Annotated in this window: 19 protein-coding genes; 13 read left to right on the forward strand and 6 right to left on the reverse strand. The window is 61.3% G+C overall.

Annotated features, from left to right (window positions below; all coding sequences use genetic code 11):
* The first annotated feature begins 11 nt into the window (after positions 1-11).
* From JMA46_RS06605 to JMA46_RS06650, 10 genes are all read left to right on the forward strand, one after another.
* Entirely contained in the window at positions 12-1343 is a 1332-nt protein-coding gene (locus JMA46_RS06605) for a site-2 protease family protein (protein WP_207344574.1), read from the forward strand.
* 107 nt (positions 1344-1450) lie between these two features.
* Entirely contained in the window at positions 1451-2077 is a 627-nt protein-coding gene (locus JMA46_RS06610; protein ID WP_207344541.1) for a MarR family transcriptional regulator, read from the forward strand.
* Between the two features lie 59 nt (positions 2078-2136).
* The gene (locus JMA46_RS06615; RefSeq protein ID WP_207344542.1) at positions 2137-2688 is read left to right on the forward strand and encodes a hypothetical protein; all 552 of its coding nucleotides are present in this window, start codon (positions 2137-2139) and stop codon (positions 2686-2688) included.
* 9 nt (positions 2689-2697) lie between these two features.
* The gene (locus JMA46_RS06620) at positions 2698-2991 is read left to right on the forward strand and encodes a YciI family protein (protein ID WP_207344543.1); all 294 of its coding nucleotides are present in this window, start codon (positions 2698-2700) and stop codon (positions 2989-2991) included.
* Between the two features lie 130 nt (positions 2992-3121).
* Positions 3122-4288 (forward strand): flavodoxin-dependent (E)-4-hydroxy-3-methylbut-2-enyl-diphosphate synthase, encoded by a 1167-nt coding sequence (ispG, locus tag JMA46_RS06625; protein ID WP_207344544.1) that lies wholly within the window; start codon positions 3122-3124, stop codon positions 4286-4288.
* A 127-nt stretch (positions 4289-4415) separates the two neighbouring features.
* Positions 4416-5138, forward strand: coding sequence for a GNAT family N-acetyltransferase (locus tag JMA46_RS06630; protein ID WP_348770082.1), 723 nt, complete (start codon positions 4416-4418; stop codon positions 5136-5138).
* A 234-nt stretch (positions 5139-5372) separates the two neighbouring features.
* On the forward strand, positions 5373-7400 hold the full coding sequence (locus JMA46_RS06635; protein ID WP_207344546.1) for an NADPH-dependent 2,4-dienoyl-CoA reductase: 2028 nt from the start codon (positions 5373-5375) through the stop codon (positions 7398-7400).
* On the forward strand, positions 7401-7934 hold the full coding sequence (locus JMA46_RS06640) for a PadR family transcriptional regulator (protein ID WP_207344547.1): 534 nt from the start codon (positions 7401-7403) through the stop codon (positions 7932-7934).
* 118 nt (positions 7935-8052) lie between these two features.
* Positions 8053-9054, forward strand: a complete 1002-nt coding sequence (locus JMA46_RS06645) for a DUF2252 family protein (RefSeq protein ID WP_207344548.1) — start codon at positions 8053-8055, stop codon at positions 9052-9054.
* The gene (locus JMA46_RS06650) at positions 9020-9214 is read left to right on the forward strand and encodes a DUF2252 family protein (protein ID WP_207344549.1); all 195 of its coding nucleotides are present in this window, start codon (positions 9020-9022) and stop codon (positions 9212-9214) included. The genes JMA46_RS06645 and JMA46_RS06650 overlap by 35 nt, the downstream gene beginning before the upstream one ends.
* 3 nt (positions 9215-9217) lie before the next feature.
* Here JMA46_RS06650 and JMA46_RS06655 read toward each other — a convergent pair whose 3' ends face one another.
* From JMA46_RS06655 to JMA46_RS06665, 3 genes are all read right to left on the reverse strand, one after another.
* Positions 9218-9490 carry a hypothetical protein gene (locus tag JMA46_RS06655; RefSeq protein ID WP_207344550.1) on the reverse strand — a complete coding sequence of 91 codons (273 nt, stop codon included), beginning with the start codon at positions 9488-9490 and terminating at the stop codon, positions 9218-9220.
* A 136-nt stretch (positions 9491-9626) separates the two neighbouring features.
* Complete coding sequence (locus JMA46_RS06660; protein ID WP_207344575.1) at positions 9627-10370, reverse strand: ABC transporter permease; 744 nt, start codon at positions 10368-10370, stop codon at positions 9627-9629.
* Between the two features lie 8 nt (positions 10371-10378).
* Positions 10379-11113: an ABC transporter ATP-binding protein gene (locus JMA46_RS06665; protein WP_207344576.1), complete on the reverse strand. Its 735-nt coding sequence runs from the start codon at positions 11111-11113 to the stop codon at positions 10379-10381.
* A 278-nt stretch (positions 11114-11391) separates the two neighbouring features.
* Here JMA46_RS06665 and JMA46_RS06670 point away from each other — a divergent pair, with 278 nt between their 5' ends.
* Positions 11392-13185: a proline--tRNA ligase gene (locus tag JMA46_RS06670; RefSeq protein ID WP_207344551.1), complete on the forward strand. Its 1794-nt coding sequence runs from the start codon at positions 11392-11394 to the stop codon at positions 13183-13185.
* 167 nt (positions 13186-13352) lie between these two features.
* Positions 13353-14174: a TSUP family transporter gene (locus JMA46_RS06675; protein WP_207344552.1), complete on the forward strand. Its 822-nt coding sequence runs from the start codon at positions 13353-13355 to the stop codon at positions 14172-14174.
* Here the strand turns inward: JMA46_RS06675 and JMA46_RS06680 are convergent.
* The 3 genes from JMA46_RS06680 to JMA46_RS17620 form a co-directional block, all read right to left on the reverse strand.
* A complete protein-coding gene (locus tag JMA46_RS06680) occupies positions 14171-15163 on the reverse strand; it encodes an aminoglycoside phosphotransferase family protein (RefSeq protein WP_207344553.1) in 993 nt (330 codons plus the stop codon). The two genes, JMA46_RS06675 and JMA46_RS06680, sit on opposite strands and share 4 nt — an antisense overlap.
* A gap of 85 nt (positions 15164-15248) precedes the next feature.
* Positions 15249-15980, reverse strand: coding sequence for a VIT1/CCC1 transporter family protein (locus tag JMA46_RS06685; protein ID WP_207344554.1), 732 nt, complete (start codon positions 15978-15980; stop codon positions 15249-15251).
* Between the two features lie 75 nt (positions 15981-16055).
* A complete protein-coding gene (locus JMA46_RS17620) occupies positions 16056-17180 on the reverse strand; it encodes a DUF4439 domain-containing protein (protein ID WP_207344555.1) in 1125 nt (374 codons plus the stop codon).
* A gap of 160 nt (positions 17181-17340) precedes the next feature.
* Here JMA46_RS17620 and rimP point away from each other — a divergent pair, with 160 nt between their 5' ends.
* Positions 17341-17970: a ribosome maturation factor RimP gene (gene rimP, locus JMA46_RS06695; protein ID WP_247647106.1), complete on the forward strand. Its 630-nt coding sequence runs from the start codon at positions 17341-17343 to the stop codon at positions 17968-17970.
* Position 17971 lies beyond the last annotated feature (1 nt).

A 17971-nucleotide genomic window follows, 5' to 3' on the forward strand; every position in this document is an offset into this window, starting at 1 on the left:
CGAGAAAGTAAATTGTGACTGTATTGCTCTTCATTGGCGGAGTGGTCTTCGTGGCCGTTGGCATCGCCGTCTCCATCGCCTTGCACGAGGTGGGCCACCTGCTGCCCGCTAAATGGTTCAATGTCCGCGTCACCCGCTACATGATTGGCTTCGGGCCGACCATGTGGTCACGGACAAAAGGCGAGACTGAGTATGGGGTCAAGGCCATTCCAGCCGGTGGCTACGTGGCCATGGTCGGTATGTACCCGCCAAACCCCAGCGACGGCAGCGTCCGCCCCTCCAGTACTGGCATGTTCCAGACCCTCGCCACCGAGGCGCGTAGCGCAGCCCACGAGGAAGTGGGGCCCGACGACGCGAACCGGGTCTTCTACAAACTGCCTGTCTGGAAAAAGATCATCATCATGTTGGGCGGCCCGTTGATGAATCTGCTCATCGGTGTGGTGCTCATGGCCGTGCTGCTGATGGGCTTCGGCACGGCGCAAGCCACCACCACCTTGTCCGAGGTGAACGCCTGCCAGGTCGCTTTTGGGGCTCCGGCACCCACCGATCTGAGCACGTGCACCAAGACACCGGCCGCTGCTGCCGGGCTGCAACCAGGCGACACGTTGAAATCATTTGACGGCAGGGTCGTTACCGACTGGAGCACATTCACCGAACAGGTGCGTGCTTCCGCCGGGAAGACGGTTCCATTGGTGTACGAACGCGCCGGAAAGACGATCACCACCACCATCACACCTGTACTTACCGCCCGTCCGGTGGTAGGTGCCAATGGCCAGGCCGAGGTCGATTCCACGGGTACAACCGTCACAGTCCAGGCTGGGTTCCTAGGTGTCGGCCCCACTTCCGCACTGGTGCGTGAACCGGCGTCGGCCGTGCTGCCTGCCGTGGGAGACAATATTGTGGCGATTGGCGGCGTGGTCTTCCAGCTTCCGCAAAAGCTTGTCGGAATTGCCCAAGCCGCATTCAGCTCTGCACCGCGTGATCCGAACGGCCCCATCTCCGTGGTGGGCGTGGGGCGCGTGGCCGGTGAAGTAGCTGCCATGGAACAGATCCCGCTGAGTTCACGCGTAGCCACGCTGACAGGGTTGCTGGCGGGGGTCAATCTGGCCTTGTTCGTCTTCAACCTGATTCCCCTGCTGCCGCTCGACGGCGGACACGTGGCAGGTGCGCTCTACGAGGGCGCCCGGCGCACGGTGGCGAAGGTGTTCAAACGCAAGGATCCGGGCCCGTTCGACATTGCCAAGCTCCTGCCTGTCACCTATGTCGCGGCCGTGGTCCTCATGGCCATGGGCGCGCTGTTGATCTACGCCGACATCGTGAAACCAGTAAATCTGTTCGGCTGACCGGGTGAAACCGCGTGTTCCCCGTTCGGCGCGGCCAAGCAAATACTCGTATAATTGACCAATCAAAAAAGGTTGATTTTATAAAAACAACTGATTATGATTTATTTATGTTTGTTATGACGATCGACCAACGGGGCAGTCGCCGCCATGGCGACAAGGTGCCGCAGCTGCTGAAAGTCCTTGAGAACTTGACAACCATTCTGCCGTTTGAGCGTTCAGTGGGGGATGAAGTTCAAGGGCTTCTGGATGAACCCCAGGAGGTGGTTGAAGCAGTTGCGCGCATCCTCCGGGAGAAAGACTGGTATGTCGGAATTGGGATCGGTCGTGTCGATGTCCCGCTTCCGACAAGCTCCAGGGAAGCCTCAGGCGAGGCCTTCGTGGCTGCCCGTGAAGCGGTTGATGCGGCCAAAAAGACCGGTGATCGCGTTCCTTTGTCAGTGAAAACTCCCAACGCAGCAGCTGCGGTCTGGGCTGATGCTGCGGAGGCAGTGCTTGCCTTGACGGGAGATGTGGTCCGGAGCAGGTCGGCAGCTGAATGGCGCGTGCTTGATGCCTTGGATGCTTCCCCGGGAACGACGCAAAAGCAGGTTGCCGCAACGTTGCAGATCAGCCCGCAAGCTGTCAGCAAGGCGATTGTCCGGTCTGGGCGCGCGGAAGAGTGGGGAGGCCGTCGGGCCGCTTTGTTACTGCTCCAACACGCCCAATTGGCACTGAATGTCCGTGCCAACGGATAGATTCGAAGGCGCAGCACGGTCAGCTGCTGCTCCATCGGATTGCTGACACAAGGAGGACCATGGATGCGCTATGGATAGCCGCGGCACTGCTCGTGGGCGTGGTGGGTGGCTGGCCTGTCACAGCGGGCATGCTTGCGTTGGCGAAATCACGGCCCGTTCGAGCCCTGGATGCCGCTGAATCCGGTGTTTCCGCAACACGAGCGGAAAGCCCGACGCTGGACATCTCGGCCTCAGTCGAGACTCCGTCATCTGACGCAGCATCTGCCTCAGGATCGGCACCTGACGCAGCATCTGCCACGGCACCTGCACCCGACTCCGCACCGACACCGGCCTCTGCTGCGGACAGTGTGGTGGTTGCCACGCAGGCGCCGGCCTTGGGAGTTTTGCGTGGCGGACTTCTCATTGGCATGCTGGAGCGCGCTGCGGTGGCGGTTGCCATTCTCTCAGGCCAGCCTGTGGCGATCGCTTACGTTGTGGCCATTAAGGGTCTGGGCAGGTATCCGGAATTGAAAAGCACACCGGCCGCCAGCGAACGGTTCATTATCGGCACGTTGGCCTCCATGTTGTTCTCGGCCAGTGTTGCGGTGCTCACGAAAGTGCTCCTGCTATAGGCTGAAAGCATGTCTATTTTTGCTGTTGAGTACGTTTATGGTCCTGAAGCCGAAGCAGAGCGTGTGGAGCACCGTCCCAAGCACCGGCTGTGGCTTGCCGAACAGGCAGCGGCTGACGTTGTTTTAGCTTCCGGCCCCTATGCCGACGGAGCCGGTGCCCTGTTGATTTTCCGTGCGGAAAACGAAGCCGCCGTGCAGGATCTTGTTTCACAGGACCCCATGACCAAGGGCGGCGGTGTCACAGGACTGAAAATTTCAGGCTGGAATCCGGTGATTGGAAAGCTGAGCTCCTACGTGGGTTGAACCTCATTGTTCCGCGCCTAGCGTGGAACACGCCTACAATCAAAGATAGATATTGCGAGATTCCTTTTGAGGTGCCAAAAACCGGCGCCGCTGTCGCGATATGTGAAAAGTGAACTTCAAGGAGCATATTTTGACCTCCGTCAGTCTCGGCATGCCGCCATTGCCTCCGCCCGTGCTCGCACCCCGGCGCAAGACCCGGCAAATCAAGGTCGGCCCCGTGGGTGTGGGGTCGGATTCGCCCATCAGTGTGCAGTCCATGACCACCACCCCCACCACTGACATAAACGGCACCCTGCAGCAAATTGCTGAATTGACGGCGTCCGGCTGCGATATTGTCCGTGTGGCCTGCCCGTCTCAGGACGACGCCGAAGCACTGCCGATCATTGCCCGCAAGTCACAGATTCCCGTGATTGCAGACATTCACTTCCAGCCCAAGTATGTCTTTGCAGCGATTGAGGCCGGGTGTGCGGCTGTCCGAGTCAATCCGGGCAACATCCGTAAGTTTGATGACCAGGTCAAGGAAATCGCCAGGGCCGCCAAGGACCATGGTACTTCCATCCGGATTGGCATCAACGCGGGTTCGTTGGAGCCTGGCATCATGAAGAAGTACGGCAAAGCCACTCCTGAAGCTCTGGTTGAGTCAGCTGTGTGGGAAGCGTCCTTGTTTGAAGAGCACGGGTTCCACGACTTCAAAATTTCTGTCAAGCACAATGACCCCGTCATCATGGTTGCCGCATACGAGATGCTCGCTGAGCAGGGCGACTGGCCCCTGCACCTCGGCGTCACTGAGGCGGGCCCTGCCTTCCAAGGCACCATCAAGTCCGCCGTGGCCTTCGGCGCCCTACTGTCCAAGGGCATCGGCGATACCATCCGTGTATCCCTGTCCGCTCCGCCGGTTGAGGAAATCAAGGTCGGCAACCAGATCCTGCAGTCGCTGAATCTGCGTCCGCGCAAGCTGGAAATTGTTTCCTGTCCCTCGTGCGGCCGCGCACAGGTCGACGTGTACAAGCTGGCAGAGGAAGTCACCGCCGGACTTGAAGGCATGGAAGTTCCCTTGCGCGTGGCCGTCATGGGCTGCGTCGTCAATGGTCCTGGTGAAGCGCGGGAAGCTGACCTCGGTGTGGCGTCGGGCAACGGCAAGGGACAGATCTTTGTGAAGGGAAAAGTCATCAAGACTGTTCCTGAAGACCAAATTGTTGAGACACTAATTGAAGAAGCAATGAGGCTTGCCGAAGAGATGGAGTCCGAAGCGGATGACACGAATCTCAAGGGTGGCCCCGTGGTTAACGTTTCCTAGCGGAACCCGCCGTGAACCGGTGCGCGTCCTAGTCCACGGGGACACGGGCGCGCTCCGGACTCTGATCGCACGCGACCGCGTTGCAAACGTCTTCGTTGACTCCTTGGTAAGCCAGAACAACAGCGCAGTGCCTTCTTTCCCAGGCTCCGTCATACTGGGCCATTTCATGGACGACGGCGTGACGCTGGATGCCGCCTGCTGGGTGGGTTCCAACGTGGTTCCCATTGAAGCAAATAGCGAACAAGCTGAAGATTTTGGTCGATGGATTGTAGCGCACTGGCAGCCGCACGCGTCCATTTTTGGTCCTGCCGACGCCACCCTTTCCCTTTTGAGGGTGCTGGAGCAGGTCGGCATCCAGGCTCAGGAGGTTCGTGCCAACCAGCCGCTTCTGAGTATTTCCGGCACGCCGCTACTGCCCCCAAATTCTTCGCTGGCAGTGAGTAAAACCGCACAGTTCAATGAAATCCTTGACGCTGCAGCCGCCATGTTTGAAGAAGAGGTGGGTTACTCCCCTTTTCTGGGTGGTGAGGAAAACTACCGCCGCCGTGTTGCATGGTTGATTAGCCATGGCCATTCCTTCAGCCACCAAGGCCTTTTTGGGGAAGTTATCTTCAAAGCTGATCTGGGGGCTGTGACACAGTTCGCCACCCAGGTGCAAGGGGTGTGGATGAACCCCGACTACAGGGGAATGGGGCTCAGCGCAGCATACATGTCTGCCGTGGTGCTGCTGGCCCAGGCCCACGCGCCGATCACCAGTTTGTATGTCAACGACTACAACACCCGGGCCAGGGCACTCTACAAGCATGTCGGCTTTGAACAGGTGGGCACCTTCGCCACCGTCCTGTTTTAGTCCCGCACAAGTCCAACGCCACCTCTGCGGTGGCACGAACCCTGTGCTCTGAACTGAGGGAGTATTCTCGAAGCCCTGATGAGACTTGACTGAATTCAAGGATCTTCCTCCCCACGTGCCGCACTTGTTCCACCACGCCTGCATGGATGCCTTGGCTCCGCAATCAAGTCGTGTAACGCACGTCACCCAATTCGCGCTACGCTTGTGCAACTTGTTGCGAAAGGGAGTGCTTGAATGAATGCTGGTCAGTTTCCCCATCTGTTCACCGCGTTGGATTTAGGATTCACCACGCTGCCCAACAGGGTGCTAATGGGTTCTATGCACGTGGGACTCGAGGAGCTTCCGGGCGGTTTTGAGCGCATGGCGGCCTTTTATGCCGAGCGCGCCCGAGGGGGAGTCGCCTTGATGGTGACTGGCGGCGTTTCCCCGAACGACGCCGGCCGCCCCATGAAGGGCGGGGCCAAGCTCAGCACGCCCGAAGAAGCCGAACAGCACAAAGTCATCACCGAGGCCGTCCATGCAGAGGGTGGCAAAATCGCCTTACAACTACTGCACTTTGGTCGCTACGCAACCCATCCCGGCCTCGTTGCGCCCAGCGCCGTGCAGGCACCCATCAGCCCGCTTACTCCGAACCCGCTCAGTGGAGCAGAGGTGGAGGCCACCATTGAAGACTTCGCCAGCGCCGCGCAGCTGGCCCAGGACGCTGGCTACGACGGCGTGGAAATCATGGGCTCCGAAGGTTATCTGATCAACGAATTCGTGGCCCGGCGCACCAACCACCGCGACGACGGATGGGGCGGTAGCTATGAGAACCGGATGCGTTTCCCGGTGGAAATTGTCCGGCGCACCCGGGAACGGGTGGGTGCGAACTTCATCATCATTTACCGGCTCTCCATGCTCGACCTTGTCGAAGGCGGCTCCACGCTGGAGGAAGTCATCCAATTGGCCCAGGCCGTGGAGAAGGCCGGCGCCACCATCATCAACACCGGCATCGGCTGGCATGAAGCCCGCATCCCCACCATCGCCACGTCCGTACCGCGGGCCGGCTACGCCTGGGTCACGAAAAAGCTCATGGGCCACGTCGGTATTCCGCTGATCGCCACCAACCGGATCAACACCCCCGACGTCGCCGAACAGCTCCTGGCCGACGGCACCGCAGACATGGTTTCCATGGCCCGCCCCTTCCTGGCAGACGCGTTCTTCATGCGCAAGGCAGCCACCGGACGAAGCGATGAAATCAACAGCTGCATCGCCTGCAACCAGGCGTGCCTGGACCACACCTTCGTGGGGAAGACGTCCTCGTGCCTCGTCAACCCGCGCGCCTGCCACGAAACACAAATCACTATTGAAGCCATGGCACATCCGAAAAAAATTGCCGTCGTGGGTGCTGGCCCGGCAGGCCTTGCCTTTGCCGTCACAGCGGCGGAACGCGGCCACGCCGTCACGCTGTTCGAGGCTGCGGCGGAGATCGGCGGGCAGTTCAACCTTGCCAAGCAAATCCCCGGCAAGGAGGAATTCCACGAGACCATCCGCTACTTCAACCGCCAAATCCAGCTGCGCGGCATCGAACTGCGCCTGAGCACGCTGGCCACCGTTGAATCCCTTATCGCTGAGAACTTCGAGGAGATCGTCCTAGCCACCGGTGTCCTCCCGCGCACTCCCGAACTGGACGGCGTGGACCACCCGAGCGTGCTCAGCTACCTTGATGTGCTGCGCGATAAAAGGGAGGTGGGCACCAATGTGGCCATCCTCGGCGCTGGGGGCATCGGGTTTGACGTGGCCGAATACATCACGGCCCAAGGCACCAGCGCAACGCTCGTGCCCGAAAAGTTCTACCGCGAATGGGGCATCGACACCACCTACAGCGGACCCGGCGGCATCACGCACCCCGAGCCCGAGAGCCCCAACCGCCGCGTGGGCCTTTTTCAGCGCAAGGAAACAAAAGTTGGTGCGGGCCTCGGCAAGACCACCGGCTGGATCCATCGCACCACGCTGAAGGCCAAGGGTGTTCAGATGGTCCCCGGTGTGGAATACCAAAAAATTGACGACGCCGGACTGCACTTGAGCATCAACGGCACGGACACTGTGCTCGCGGTGGACACCGTTATCCTGTGCACGGGTCAGGATCCACGGCGGGAACTGCAGGCTGGGCTGGAAGCCTCGGGCGCCGTCGTGCATCTGATAGGGGGAGCGGATGTGGCAGCTGAGCTCGATGCCAAGCGTGCCATCGATCAGGGCACGCGGCTGGCAGCGGTGATTTAAATGTCCCTGACCCAGGCGATCCTGACGTCCTTGTTGGAAATGCCGTGCTCGGGGGCCGAATTGGCGCGGCGCTTTGATAAATCGCTGGGATATTTTTGGCAGGCCACGCACCAGCAGATATACCGGGAGTTGGGGTCGATGGAGCGAGACGGGCTGATAGCGGCGTACGGGCTACCCACGGCTCGTGGCCGGCAACGACATTTCACCGTGCTGGCCCCGGGGCGGGAGATGCTGCAAGTCTGGTGTTCCGGGGAGGGGGAACTGCGCCCCATCCGTGACGAACTCTTGCTGCGGATGCGTGCCGCCGCCGTGTTGGGGACGGTGGATATTGCTGCTGAGATGCGCCGGCAGCAGAGCCTGCACCGGGATGTTCTTGCCCGCTATGAAGCCATTGAACGGCACGATTTTCCTCTCGGGATACAGCGTTCCACAGCTGATGAATTGCAATGGGCCGTGCTGCGTGCGGGGATTGTGTACGAGACTTCATGGCTGGCATGGTGCGAAGAAGTGCTGGAAGGGCCCGGTTTCCAATAGCCACGCGGCGCGGGCGGATAGAGGTTGTGCCTGCTGTCATCTTGCCTGCGGTGTCGGCGCAGCGGATACTGGGTAACGCGGCAGGGCACGGTGCCCCATCGGAGAATGGACTATGCACATGGCGGTCACCACCAGCATCTCCCCGGTTCAGTTCGACGTGAATTCGTCTCTCAGCACCGCACAACGGCAGACCCAGGGCCAGGCAGCAAGAGATCGTATCCACCCGGCCCAACTCGGAGACTGGAATCCGCAGAGCCGCGGCCACGACGCACTGGAGACTATCCTGGCCCAGAGCGCTATTCGGCAAAGTGATTTGCTGCCCATCCGCCACGGCCGCATGTCGGCATCTGCCTGGACCTACTACCGCGGGGCGGCAGCCGTTGCGGCAGCAGATCTTGGATCACGGCCGAACAGCGGGCTGACCGTTCAGATATGCGGGGATGCGCACATCCTCAATTTCGGATTGTGGGCCACCCCCGAGCGCAATCTCTCCTTTGACCTTCGTGATTTTGATGAGACTCTGCCCGGGCCTTTCGAATGGGACGTGTCGCGCCTCGTCGCCAGCATCGTGGTCCTGGCCAGGGACTCGGGCCTGAAACAGACTGTGGCGGACAGGGCGGTTGCAGCATGCCTTGCCGCATATCGGGCCCGGATGGCCAAGTACAGCACTGCCAAACAGCTGGATATTTGGTATGACAAGGTGACAGTTGACGATCTGATCGGCGTCTTCACCACCAAGGACCAGAAGCGTGCCAGTTCGTTGGAGGAAGACCGGCGACACCTGTTGGATGGCTTCACACCGCAGGATGCCGTCCAACAGATCGTCGGCATTGGTAGTGTGGGCATGCGGGTCTACCTGCTGCTGCTCAACGGATGCCATGACAACGATCCGCTGTTCCTGCAGATCAAGCAGGCCGGGCCATCCGTGTACGAGCCGTTCGCCGGGGCCAGCGTGCACACAAACCACGGCCAGCGGGTGGTGGCGGGGCAGCGGCTGATCCAGAGCGCCACTGGCATCTTCGTGGGTTGGATCTCAGCGCAGGGATTCGACTTCTACGTTAGGCAGTTCCGCGACATGAAGGTCATTGCCGACGCCGAGTTTCTCGCCCCACGCCCGTAGCGGTGACCCGACCGCCATCAACGCCTGCATCGGGAAGGGCCGAAAGTTTGATGAGGCACTCGGCCAATTCGCGGTGGCCTACGCCGACCAGACTGCCATTGATCACCAGCAACTCGTCGCTGCCGTGAAGTCCGGTGCCATACCCAGCGCACTGGGCTAGGGGCTAGCGGCTGGCTTCCTGCTGTTCGTTGGCCTGGGTGGTGACCTGTTGCTCCGTGGCTTTGAGCATGGCTGCGGTCTGCGCAATGACAGGAGCGTAGGAGGATTGCCACGCATGCCGGAAGACAAACGCGTCAGGCCCCTCCCAACGCAAGCGCGAGGTGATGCGGGCGTTCAGTTCCTGCGTGATAGTCAGCAGGACTGTGTGGGCGCGGTCAAGATCCTGCGCGAAATGGTGCAACTCCTCCGGGTCTGCGCCGTATAGGCCAGTGCTCATTGCTTCTCCCACGTTTGCCTCATTGAACAGCCTCAACCCTAGTTTGCAGGGTGGGTGGCATGCGATGGGCAGGGCTCCCCATGGACGGGACCTCTGGACCCGGCCACTGCACTTACCGAGTGCGGCGCCACTGCACTTACCGAGTGCGGCGCCGCAATGTCAGTGACGCCAGCAGCAGGCCTGCCACAACAAACGCAGCCACCACCACCAAATCCGTGACCAATGAAGAGGTGGGATCGGCATGACCGGCGACTTCCTGCAAACCGTGAACGGCATAGCTCAACGGCATGATGTTGGAAAGGGCCTCCAAGACGCCGTTCATTTGCGCCCTCGCCACAAAGAGCCCGCACAGCAGAATTTGCGGGATGACCACCACCGGCATGAACTGCACGGCCTGAAACTCAGTGGTGGCAAAGGCGGAACAGAGCAGCCCCAAGGCTACGCCAAGCACCGCCGTCAACACGGAAATCAGTACCACCCAGCCCGCATTGCCAGCAATCTTCAACCCAAAGATCCAATATGCCGTTCCCGTTGCGACCAGTGCCTGCAGGGCCGCCATGATGGAAAACGCCAGTGCGTAGCCAAAAAGCAGGTCGGCCTTGTGGACGGGCGTGGTCAGCAGGCGTTCCAGCGTTCCAGAGATCCTCTCGCGCAACATGGTGATGGACGTGACCAGGAACATGACCACAAACGGGAAGATGCCCAACATCATCAACCCCACCCTGTCAAAGGTGCGTGGCACGCTGGGAGCCAATATTTCATTTTCGTACAGCCAGTACACCAGGGCCAACAGCAATGACGGAACCACCAGGATCAAGGCGATGCTGCGCGGGTCGCCCTTGAGCTGGCGCAGCACGCGCAGGCATGTGGACCACATCATGGCGACGTTCACGAGGCCGCCTCGGAGCCGGCGGCATCAGCTTCGGCTGCCCGGATTAGACGCAGAAAAGCCAGTTCAAGGTCGTCGGTGTCGCCGCGTTGGCGCAATTGAGCCGGTGTGAGCTGCGCCAAAAGCATGCCCCCGCGCAACAGCAGCAGCGAATCACAGTGCCCCGCCTCCTCCATGACGTGGCTGGAGATCAACAGCGTGGTGCCCTCCGCAGCCATGGCCGAAAACTGGCCCCACAATTCAGCCCGCAGCACTGGGTCCAAGCCCACAGTCGGCTCATCCAGGACCAGAAGTTTGGGCTTGCCCACCAGCGCGCACGCCAGCGATACCCGGCTGAACTGTCCACCGGAAAGCTTGGATGCCTTGCGCGTGGCCAAATCCGCAAGCCCGACGGCGGTCAGCACAGCACCGGCGTCCTCTCGGCTGCCACCGTGCACCGATGCAAAATACCGCAGGTTGTCCAACACGCTCAGATCCGGGTAGACGCTGGGCGCTTGGGTGACGTAGCCGACGTCGTGCCTGTTCCTCGGATCGCCTGCCGGGCGGCCCAACACGGTGAGCGTGCCGGCGGTGATCGTTTGCACCCCGACCAAGGCACGCATGAAGGTGGTCTTGCCACTTCCCGAAGGGCCGAGCAAACCTGTGATTCGGCCCTCCGGAATATTGCAGGAAATGTTGGCCAGGACCTGCTTTTTACCGCGGAACACGCGCAGACCCTCCACACTGACGCCCATAGAACCGCCAGCGCCCGAAGGGTCGGCAGGCATGGGGGCAAAGGGCGGCTCTGGGACTGGCATTGTGGCTCTGTGGGACATGCTGGCTCCAAGCTGCCGGTTCCGGTGCTGTCACCATCAAACTAGACCCGGCCGTGGATGCTGTCCAACATCGCAGGGGCCTGATGGAACTCCCCGGGGAGCAGGTGTGCCAGCAGGGCCTGCGAACCGGTACATTAGTACCTGTCCGCCTGAACTTACGGCGGCACCCACCCACTTCAAGAAATGGAAGATTCCGCGTGGCACTTCGCCTTTCCACCCTCTTTCTACGCACCCTGCGTGAAGACCCCGTCGACGCCGAGGTTGACAGCCACAAACTCCTGCTGCGTGCCGGCTACATCCGCCGTGCCGCCCCGGGTATCTACACGTGGCTGCCACTGGGCCTGCGTGTGCTGCGCAAGGTGGAGGCCATTGTGCGCGAGGAGATGGACGCGATCGGCGCCCAGGAAGTCCATTTCCCGGCACTGCTGCCCAAGGAACCGTATGAAGTGACCAACCGCTGGCTCGAGTACGGCGACGGCATCTTCCGTCTGCAGGACCGCAAGGGTGCCGACTACCTGCTGGCGCCCACGCACGAGGAAATGTTCACGCTGCTGGTCAAGGACCTGTACTCCTCCTACAAGGACCTGCCGCTGAGCCTGTACCAGATTCAGAACAAGTACCGCGACGAGGCCCGTCCCCGCGCGGGCCTGCTGCGCGGGCGTGAGTTCATTATGAAGGACTCCTACTCCTTTGACATTGACGACGCCGGACTCGACGCCAGCTACATGGCCCACCGAGGTGCCTACTTGCGTATTTTCGAACGCCTGGGCTTGGAAGTGGTCCCTGTCGCCGCCACTGCCGGCGCCATGGGCGGTTCAAAGAGCGAAGAGTTCCTGCACCCAGTGGCCATTGGCGAGGACACCTTTGTGCGTTCGGCTGGCGGCTATGCCGCCAACGTTGAAGCCGTCACCACCGTGGTCCCTGCTGACATTGACTACGCCAACGCCCCCGCGGCCGTGGTTCGCGAGACCCCTGACTCTGCCACGATCGAGGCCCTTGTCGCCACCGCCAACGAGCTGGCACCGCGAGCAGAGGGACCATGGACAGCTGCGGACACGCTCAAGAACGTGGTACTGGCTGTGGACCTGCCCACCGGTGAGCGCCAGCTGGTGGTTGTGGCACTGCCCGGGGACCGCGACGTTGACCTCAAGCGCATTGAAGCCAACATTGGCATGCACTTGAGCATTGGCGGGGAAGTGGGTGTTGAACCGGCCGGCGAAGCCGATCTGCGCAAGCACCCCGGCCTGGTCAAGGGCTACATGGGCCCCGGACAGTCCCTGGATGCCGCAGTCCTTGGCACGGAAGGTGCCATGAAACTGCTGTTCCTGGTGGACCCGCGCATCGTACCCGGCACCACCTGGATCGCTGGAGCCAACGAAGACGGCAAGCACGTCTTCGGGCTGGTCGCCGGGCGTGACTTCAGCTGGGACGGCACCATTGAATCAGCACAGGTGCGCGAAGGCGACCCTGCCCCCGACGGATCAGGTCCCCTGGAAACGGCTCGCGGCATTGAAATGGGCCACATCTTCGCCCTGGGCCGCAACTATGCGCAGGCCTTGGGCTTGAAGGTCCTGGACAAGAACGGCAAGCTGGCCGTTGTCACCATGGGCTCCTACGGCATCGGCATCACCCGCGCCGTGGCAGCCCTGGCTGAATCGAACCACGACGACAAGGGCCTGATCTGGCCCGCCAACGTGGCTCCGGCCGACGTCCACGTCGTGGCGGTGGGCCGTGGCGAGGAGATCTTTGAAGCAGCGGCCCAGCTAACGGGTGACCTTGAAAAAGCCGGCCTTGACGTCATTTACGACGACCGCGCCAAAGTTTCCCCCGGCGTGAAGTTCGGCGATGCCGAGCTCCTTGGCGTCCCCACGATCCTTGCCGTAGGGCGCGGATTGGCCGAAGGGCTCGTGGAAATCAAGAACCGCGCCACCGGCGTCGCTGAAAACGTTCCCGTGGCCGAGGCCGTGCAGTACATCCTGGACAAGCGCTAGCCGCTCCACAAACCGGGGGTCGGTGGTGCCGGCGTTTTTCCATCCGGCTATCCGACCGACGGCCGTGGGCGGCCTTACGGTCTCCTTTACGCCGGACTACAAAAAACGCCGTCACCGCAGCCCGAGGGGTGGGCAGGCTAGGCTTGCCCACCCCTAGATAGGAAAGCATGATTTCGGGCTTTGAGAACATCACCACAGCGACCATTTTTTTGATCCTGGTGGCCGGTTTTGCCGCCGGTTGGATCGACGCGGTGGTGGGCGGCGGGGGACTGCTGCAGCTTCCGGTCTTGTTGATGATCCCGGGCATTACACCCATTCAAGCGCTGGCGACGAACAAGATGGGGTCAATTTTCGGCACAGCCACCAGCTCAGTCACGTACTACAAGCGGGTCAAGCCGGACATGCGCACGGCCCTGCCGATGGCCGGCGTTGCGCTGCTGGGAAGTCTGGGCGGGGCAGTGGTGGCAGCCAGTCTGCCAGGGTCCGTGTTCAAACCCATCATCGTGGCGGCACTCGTCGCGGTGCTGCTGTTCACGGCGTTCAAGCCCAACATCGGCGAACTGACGGCACTGCGTCATACGGGCCGCAAACACTACGTCGTGGCGTGCGTCATTGGGCTGTTGATCGGCTTTTATGACGGCCTGATCGGCCCCGGCACCGGCTCGTTTTTGGTGATCGCCATGGTGGGGCTCATGGGCTATGCCTTCCTGGAAGCGAGCGCAAAGGCGAAAATCGTCAACTTGGCCACCAATGCCGGTGCTCTCATGTTCTTCCTCCCGCATGGTTCGCTGTTGTGGGGTGTGGGCCTGGCCGTGGGCGGGGCCAACATGGCTGGCGGCTACCTCGGCGCCCGCACAGCGGTGAAACAGGGCAGCAAGTTCATTCGGGTGGTCTTTTTGTTGGTGGTTGGCGCGCTTATCATCAAGCTCGGTGTGGACGTTTGGAACGAGAATCTGGCCCACGCAACCCTGAGCTGGTTCAACGGCTAGTAGAGCACGTCAAGCTCGTGCGCGGAGGGCAGGCCCGGAAGCGTCTTGGCCGCCAGTGTGCTGGCCACCCACAAGGAGCGTTGCGCATCGCGGGCATGCCCGGGCGATTCCAGATAGCTAAGGGTATTTTCCACCTCGCGCAGAATGGACCACGCCACGGCCAGCTCGGCATCCAGCCCGGCTGCGGCTGACAGTTCTGCGGCGCGACGCCGAAGCGCGGCTTCCGCGCCCCGCTGCGGCAAGTCATGAAGCCGGTTCCACAGGCAAGGCGCCACCGCATACTCCGCATCACCCACCATTGCTTGCGGGTCTATCGCCAGGTAACTGTTGGATCCTCTGCGCGCCATCGCATTGAGGTAGTGAAGATCGGTGTGGATGAGGACGTCGTTGTTGCTGCGCCGTGCCACCGACCCCCGTGTTTGGCACACCTCAAGTGCCGCCTCGAGCAGCCAGCCGGGAAAGGGTTCTCCTAGGTCATCCCAACGCTGCGGCAGTTCGTCGCAGTACCGTTCGGCGGTGGCGGCCACCTCCGGAAACTGCTGCCATTCAGGGCGGGCGTCAGGGCGAATGCTTATGTCACGCAGCAGTCCGCCCCACCGGACTATGGCTTCTTCAATGGGTAAATCCATCAGCGATCGGGTGTTGTCTAGGCGTTCAATGACCAGGGCACCCATCGACGAGTCGCTGTGCAGAAGCTGCACAGCGCCGCGGCCGCCCCACAACTGCAGGGCAACCGGTTCCAGCAGCGTCTCCTCGCAAGGGAACGACACTTTCAGCGCGGCTGCCGTTCCGTGCGCAGTCAGCACCGGAATCACAATGGCTGTATGCCCGTGCCACGGCAACTCTCCAACAGGCAGGTCCAGTGTCAGCCGCCACTGCTTCAGAGCCTCGCCGATCAACCCGGGCAACCGCCCCAGCCAACTGCGCCCCTCACGGCTTTGCCGGTGGCGCACCCCCACGGACTCGGGGATCTGAAGGTGAGTTGTCACAACCCGAGCTTAGCCGGTGGCACCTAGGTGGGCCGGCGCCGTCGTACGTTCACAAGAAAGGGTTCATGGAAGGTTCGACGCCGGTTCAGCCCACCAGCCCGCTGGCGCCGAGCAGACGACCGATGGCAAACGTGGCAGCCAGGGCCAATGCCCCGCCCACTACCACCCGGGCTGCCGCCCGGTTGCGCGAACCGCCACCGATGATGGCGCCGATCCAACCCGTGATGCCCAAAGCCAGCAACACCGACACAAACGTGACGGGCACCCGGAGGTGTTCCGGGGGAAGCAGGATCGCCAGCAGCGGCAGCAGCGCCCCCAGCGTGAAAGCGACGGCGGAGGCGAAGGCTGCGTGCCATGGGCTGACCACGTGGTCCTCTTCAAGGTCGAGTTCTGCTGCCAGATGGGCGCCGAGGGCGTCACTTTGCGTCAGTTCGTCGGCGACCAGCGACGCAGTGGACGGGGATAGTCCTTTGTTTTCATAGCTTCGTGCCAACTCGACCAAATTCTTTTCGGGGTGTGCCTTGAGGTCAGCCCGCTTTTGTTCGATCGTGGCTCTTTGGCTGTCGCTCTGGCTACTGACCGAAACGTATTCACCCAGGGCCATGGAAATGGCTCCGCCGATCAGAGCCGCCATGCTGGCTGTCAGGATGGGTCCGCTGCTGGTCGTGGCGCCGGCTACGCCGACGGCTACTGCGGCGACGGATACGATTCCGTCATTGGCGCCCAACACCCCTGCCCTCAACCAGTTCAAACGTTGGGCAGTTTCCCCTGTTGTTGAGAGTGCCCGCGGTGGTGTCAACTCTTCTGCTCGCTTCATGTTTCCAGCAAAGCACTACCGATTTCTTGCCGCCAGCAAGGAAAGGATGTCCTCGCTGAGGTTTGGCTATCCTCGCTAGTTGGTGATTCCGGCCAATGCGCCGACTGTGCCGCCCCAGAACTTTTGAGTCTGTGCGGAGTCGAGCAGCCAGCTAACGGAGATTTCCCGCAGCGTGCCGTTGTCCGCCAAAGCTGTGGCGTCCTGGCCGCGCGGTGCACTGAGAGCTGCAAGATCGGCGTAAATGGTCGCCAACTCGCCTTCCAACCCCGCCAAGGCAATTTCTGGATGGTCGGTGAACGCTGAATTCAGGACGAACCCTGCCACCGGGGTGACCGGCGGCAGGCACCGAAGCTTGAGTTCGGCATTGAGCACCACCAATTTGTCCTGATGACGTGCCAGCAGGTCTGCAGACTTGCTAAACCGTGGCTCGACCATGCGGGTCGTGGACACCTGATAGGCGTAGCTTGCCTTTTGCTCACCCAATGCAGCAGCATGCAATGCTGCATTGACTGTCGCTCCCGGCTGGGGCTTCACTGTACCCGGCTGGGGCTTCACTGTAGAGGAACAGTCCGGACCCGCAGGTGTTGGGAAATCAACTTTGGCTGGTAGGAATTTGGAGGTTGGCAGGACAACCCCCGCTGCGGCCGCAAGATCCTGTGCCTGGAAAAGTTGGCTGGTGCCTACTGCGGCAAAGACCCTGCCCATGGCGTGATCGGCTGTTAGGGAATGGGTAAGCAACGTCTGCGCACTTGCACTGAGTGCCTGCTGCATTTCTGCCACTGTCGATGGAGGGTTGGGTGAGGTTGTGGCAGGAGCCGTGGCTTCTGCGGTGCTCGGCGGCAAGCCGTCACCCAGCGCTGCGGACTGCGCCGAAAGGTCCTTGGCCGTCTGCTGCAGCAGTTGCTGAGTCTTGGCGGGCACTGCGGAACTGCTCAGTGCTTCGGCGTAGGTGGCCAATGTGTTGGTGGTTTTCCATGCCTCCTGCCGGTGCAGCTCGGTCTGTGGCGGACTGGCGGCCTCCTCTTCATGATCTGAAATCACAGTTCCGAGGCCAACCACAAGTGCAGAAATAACCAAGAGGAAAAATAGGCCCCGTAGGAACGCGACAGGGCCTTTGCGTGGGCGCCGGGCGGCTTCGCCCCCGGGGTTGGCTCCTGACGGGGCGTTCTCCGGAACGGGCTGGGATGGTGGATTGCTCACAACAGCTGATCATCTCATGGGTGAACCCCGCCGCCTGCACCCACAAAGCATTGTGCAGGTGCTGGATGCGTCCATACTCACACTGGATCGTTGCGCAGCGGGCGGGGAAACTCGGTAGTCTATATACCTACAACATCATCAATAGGGAGGCGTGCGTTTTATGACGAAGCCAGACAGGCCCAAAACGGCCGCACGCTCAGGGAACAAGCCCTCAGCAATGGATTCCGCTGCTGAAGCGCTCAGACTTCACACACTCCTTGCCCCCACCGTGGCAGCCGCAGACTTGTACTTGGAAGAAGTCAAGGTCCACTTTGCCGGATCCCACCGCACAGTCTCCGTGATTGTCGATCTGCCCGAAGATGCAGTTGGCGGGGTCGGCCTCGATGCAATTTCAGCCATTTCCCGTGAGCTCTCGGACGTAATGGACACAGACCCGAACGACGACGGAAACGCGTACGACCTGGAAATCTCGTCCCCTGGCGCCACCCGAACCATGACCGAACCCCGCCACTGGCGCAGGGCCCTGGGACGCATGGCCAAGGTCAGTGCCTCGGATCGGGAGAACTTTGTGGGCCGTATTCTGGCCGTGGATGACGACGGCGTGCTTTTCAAGCCTGAACTGCCCGTCAAAAAGGGTATGAAACCCAAACAGGGAGAACCTGAAAAGGTTCTGTTTACGGCCATTCGCCGAGGTGTTGTTGAACTTGAGTTTGCTCGCCTCGACGAGGCGGAGCTTGATTTGGAATTTGAAGCGGCCAGCGGCAACGCGGTTGATGGAGAGGGAAGCTGAC

This window comes from Arthrobacter sp. E3 (genome assembly GCF_017353415.1).
GTDB lineage: Bacteria > Actinomycetota > Actinomycetes > Actinomycetales > Micrococcaceae > Specibacter.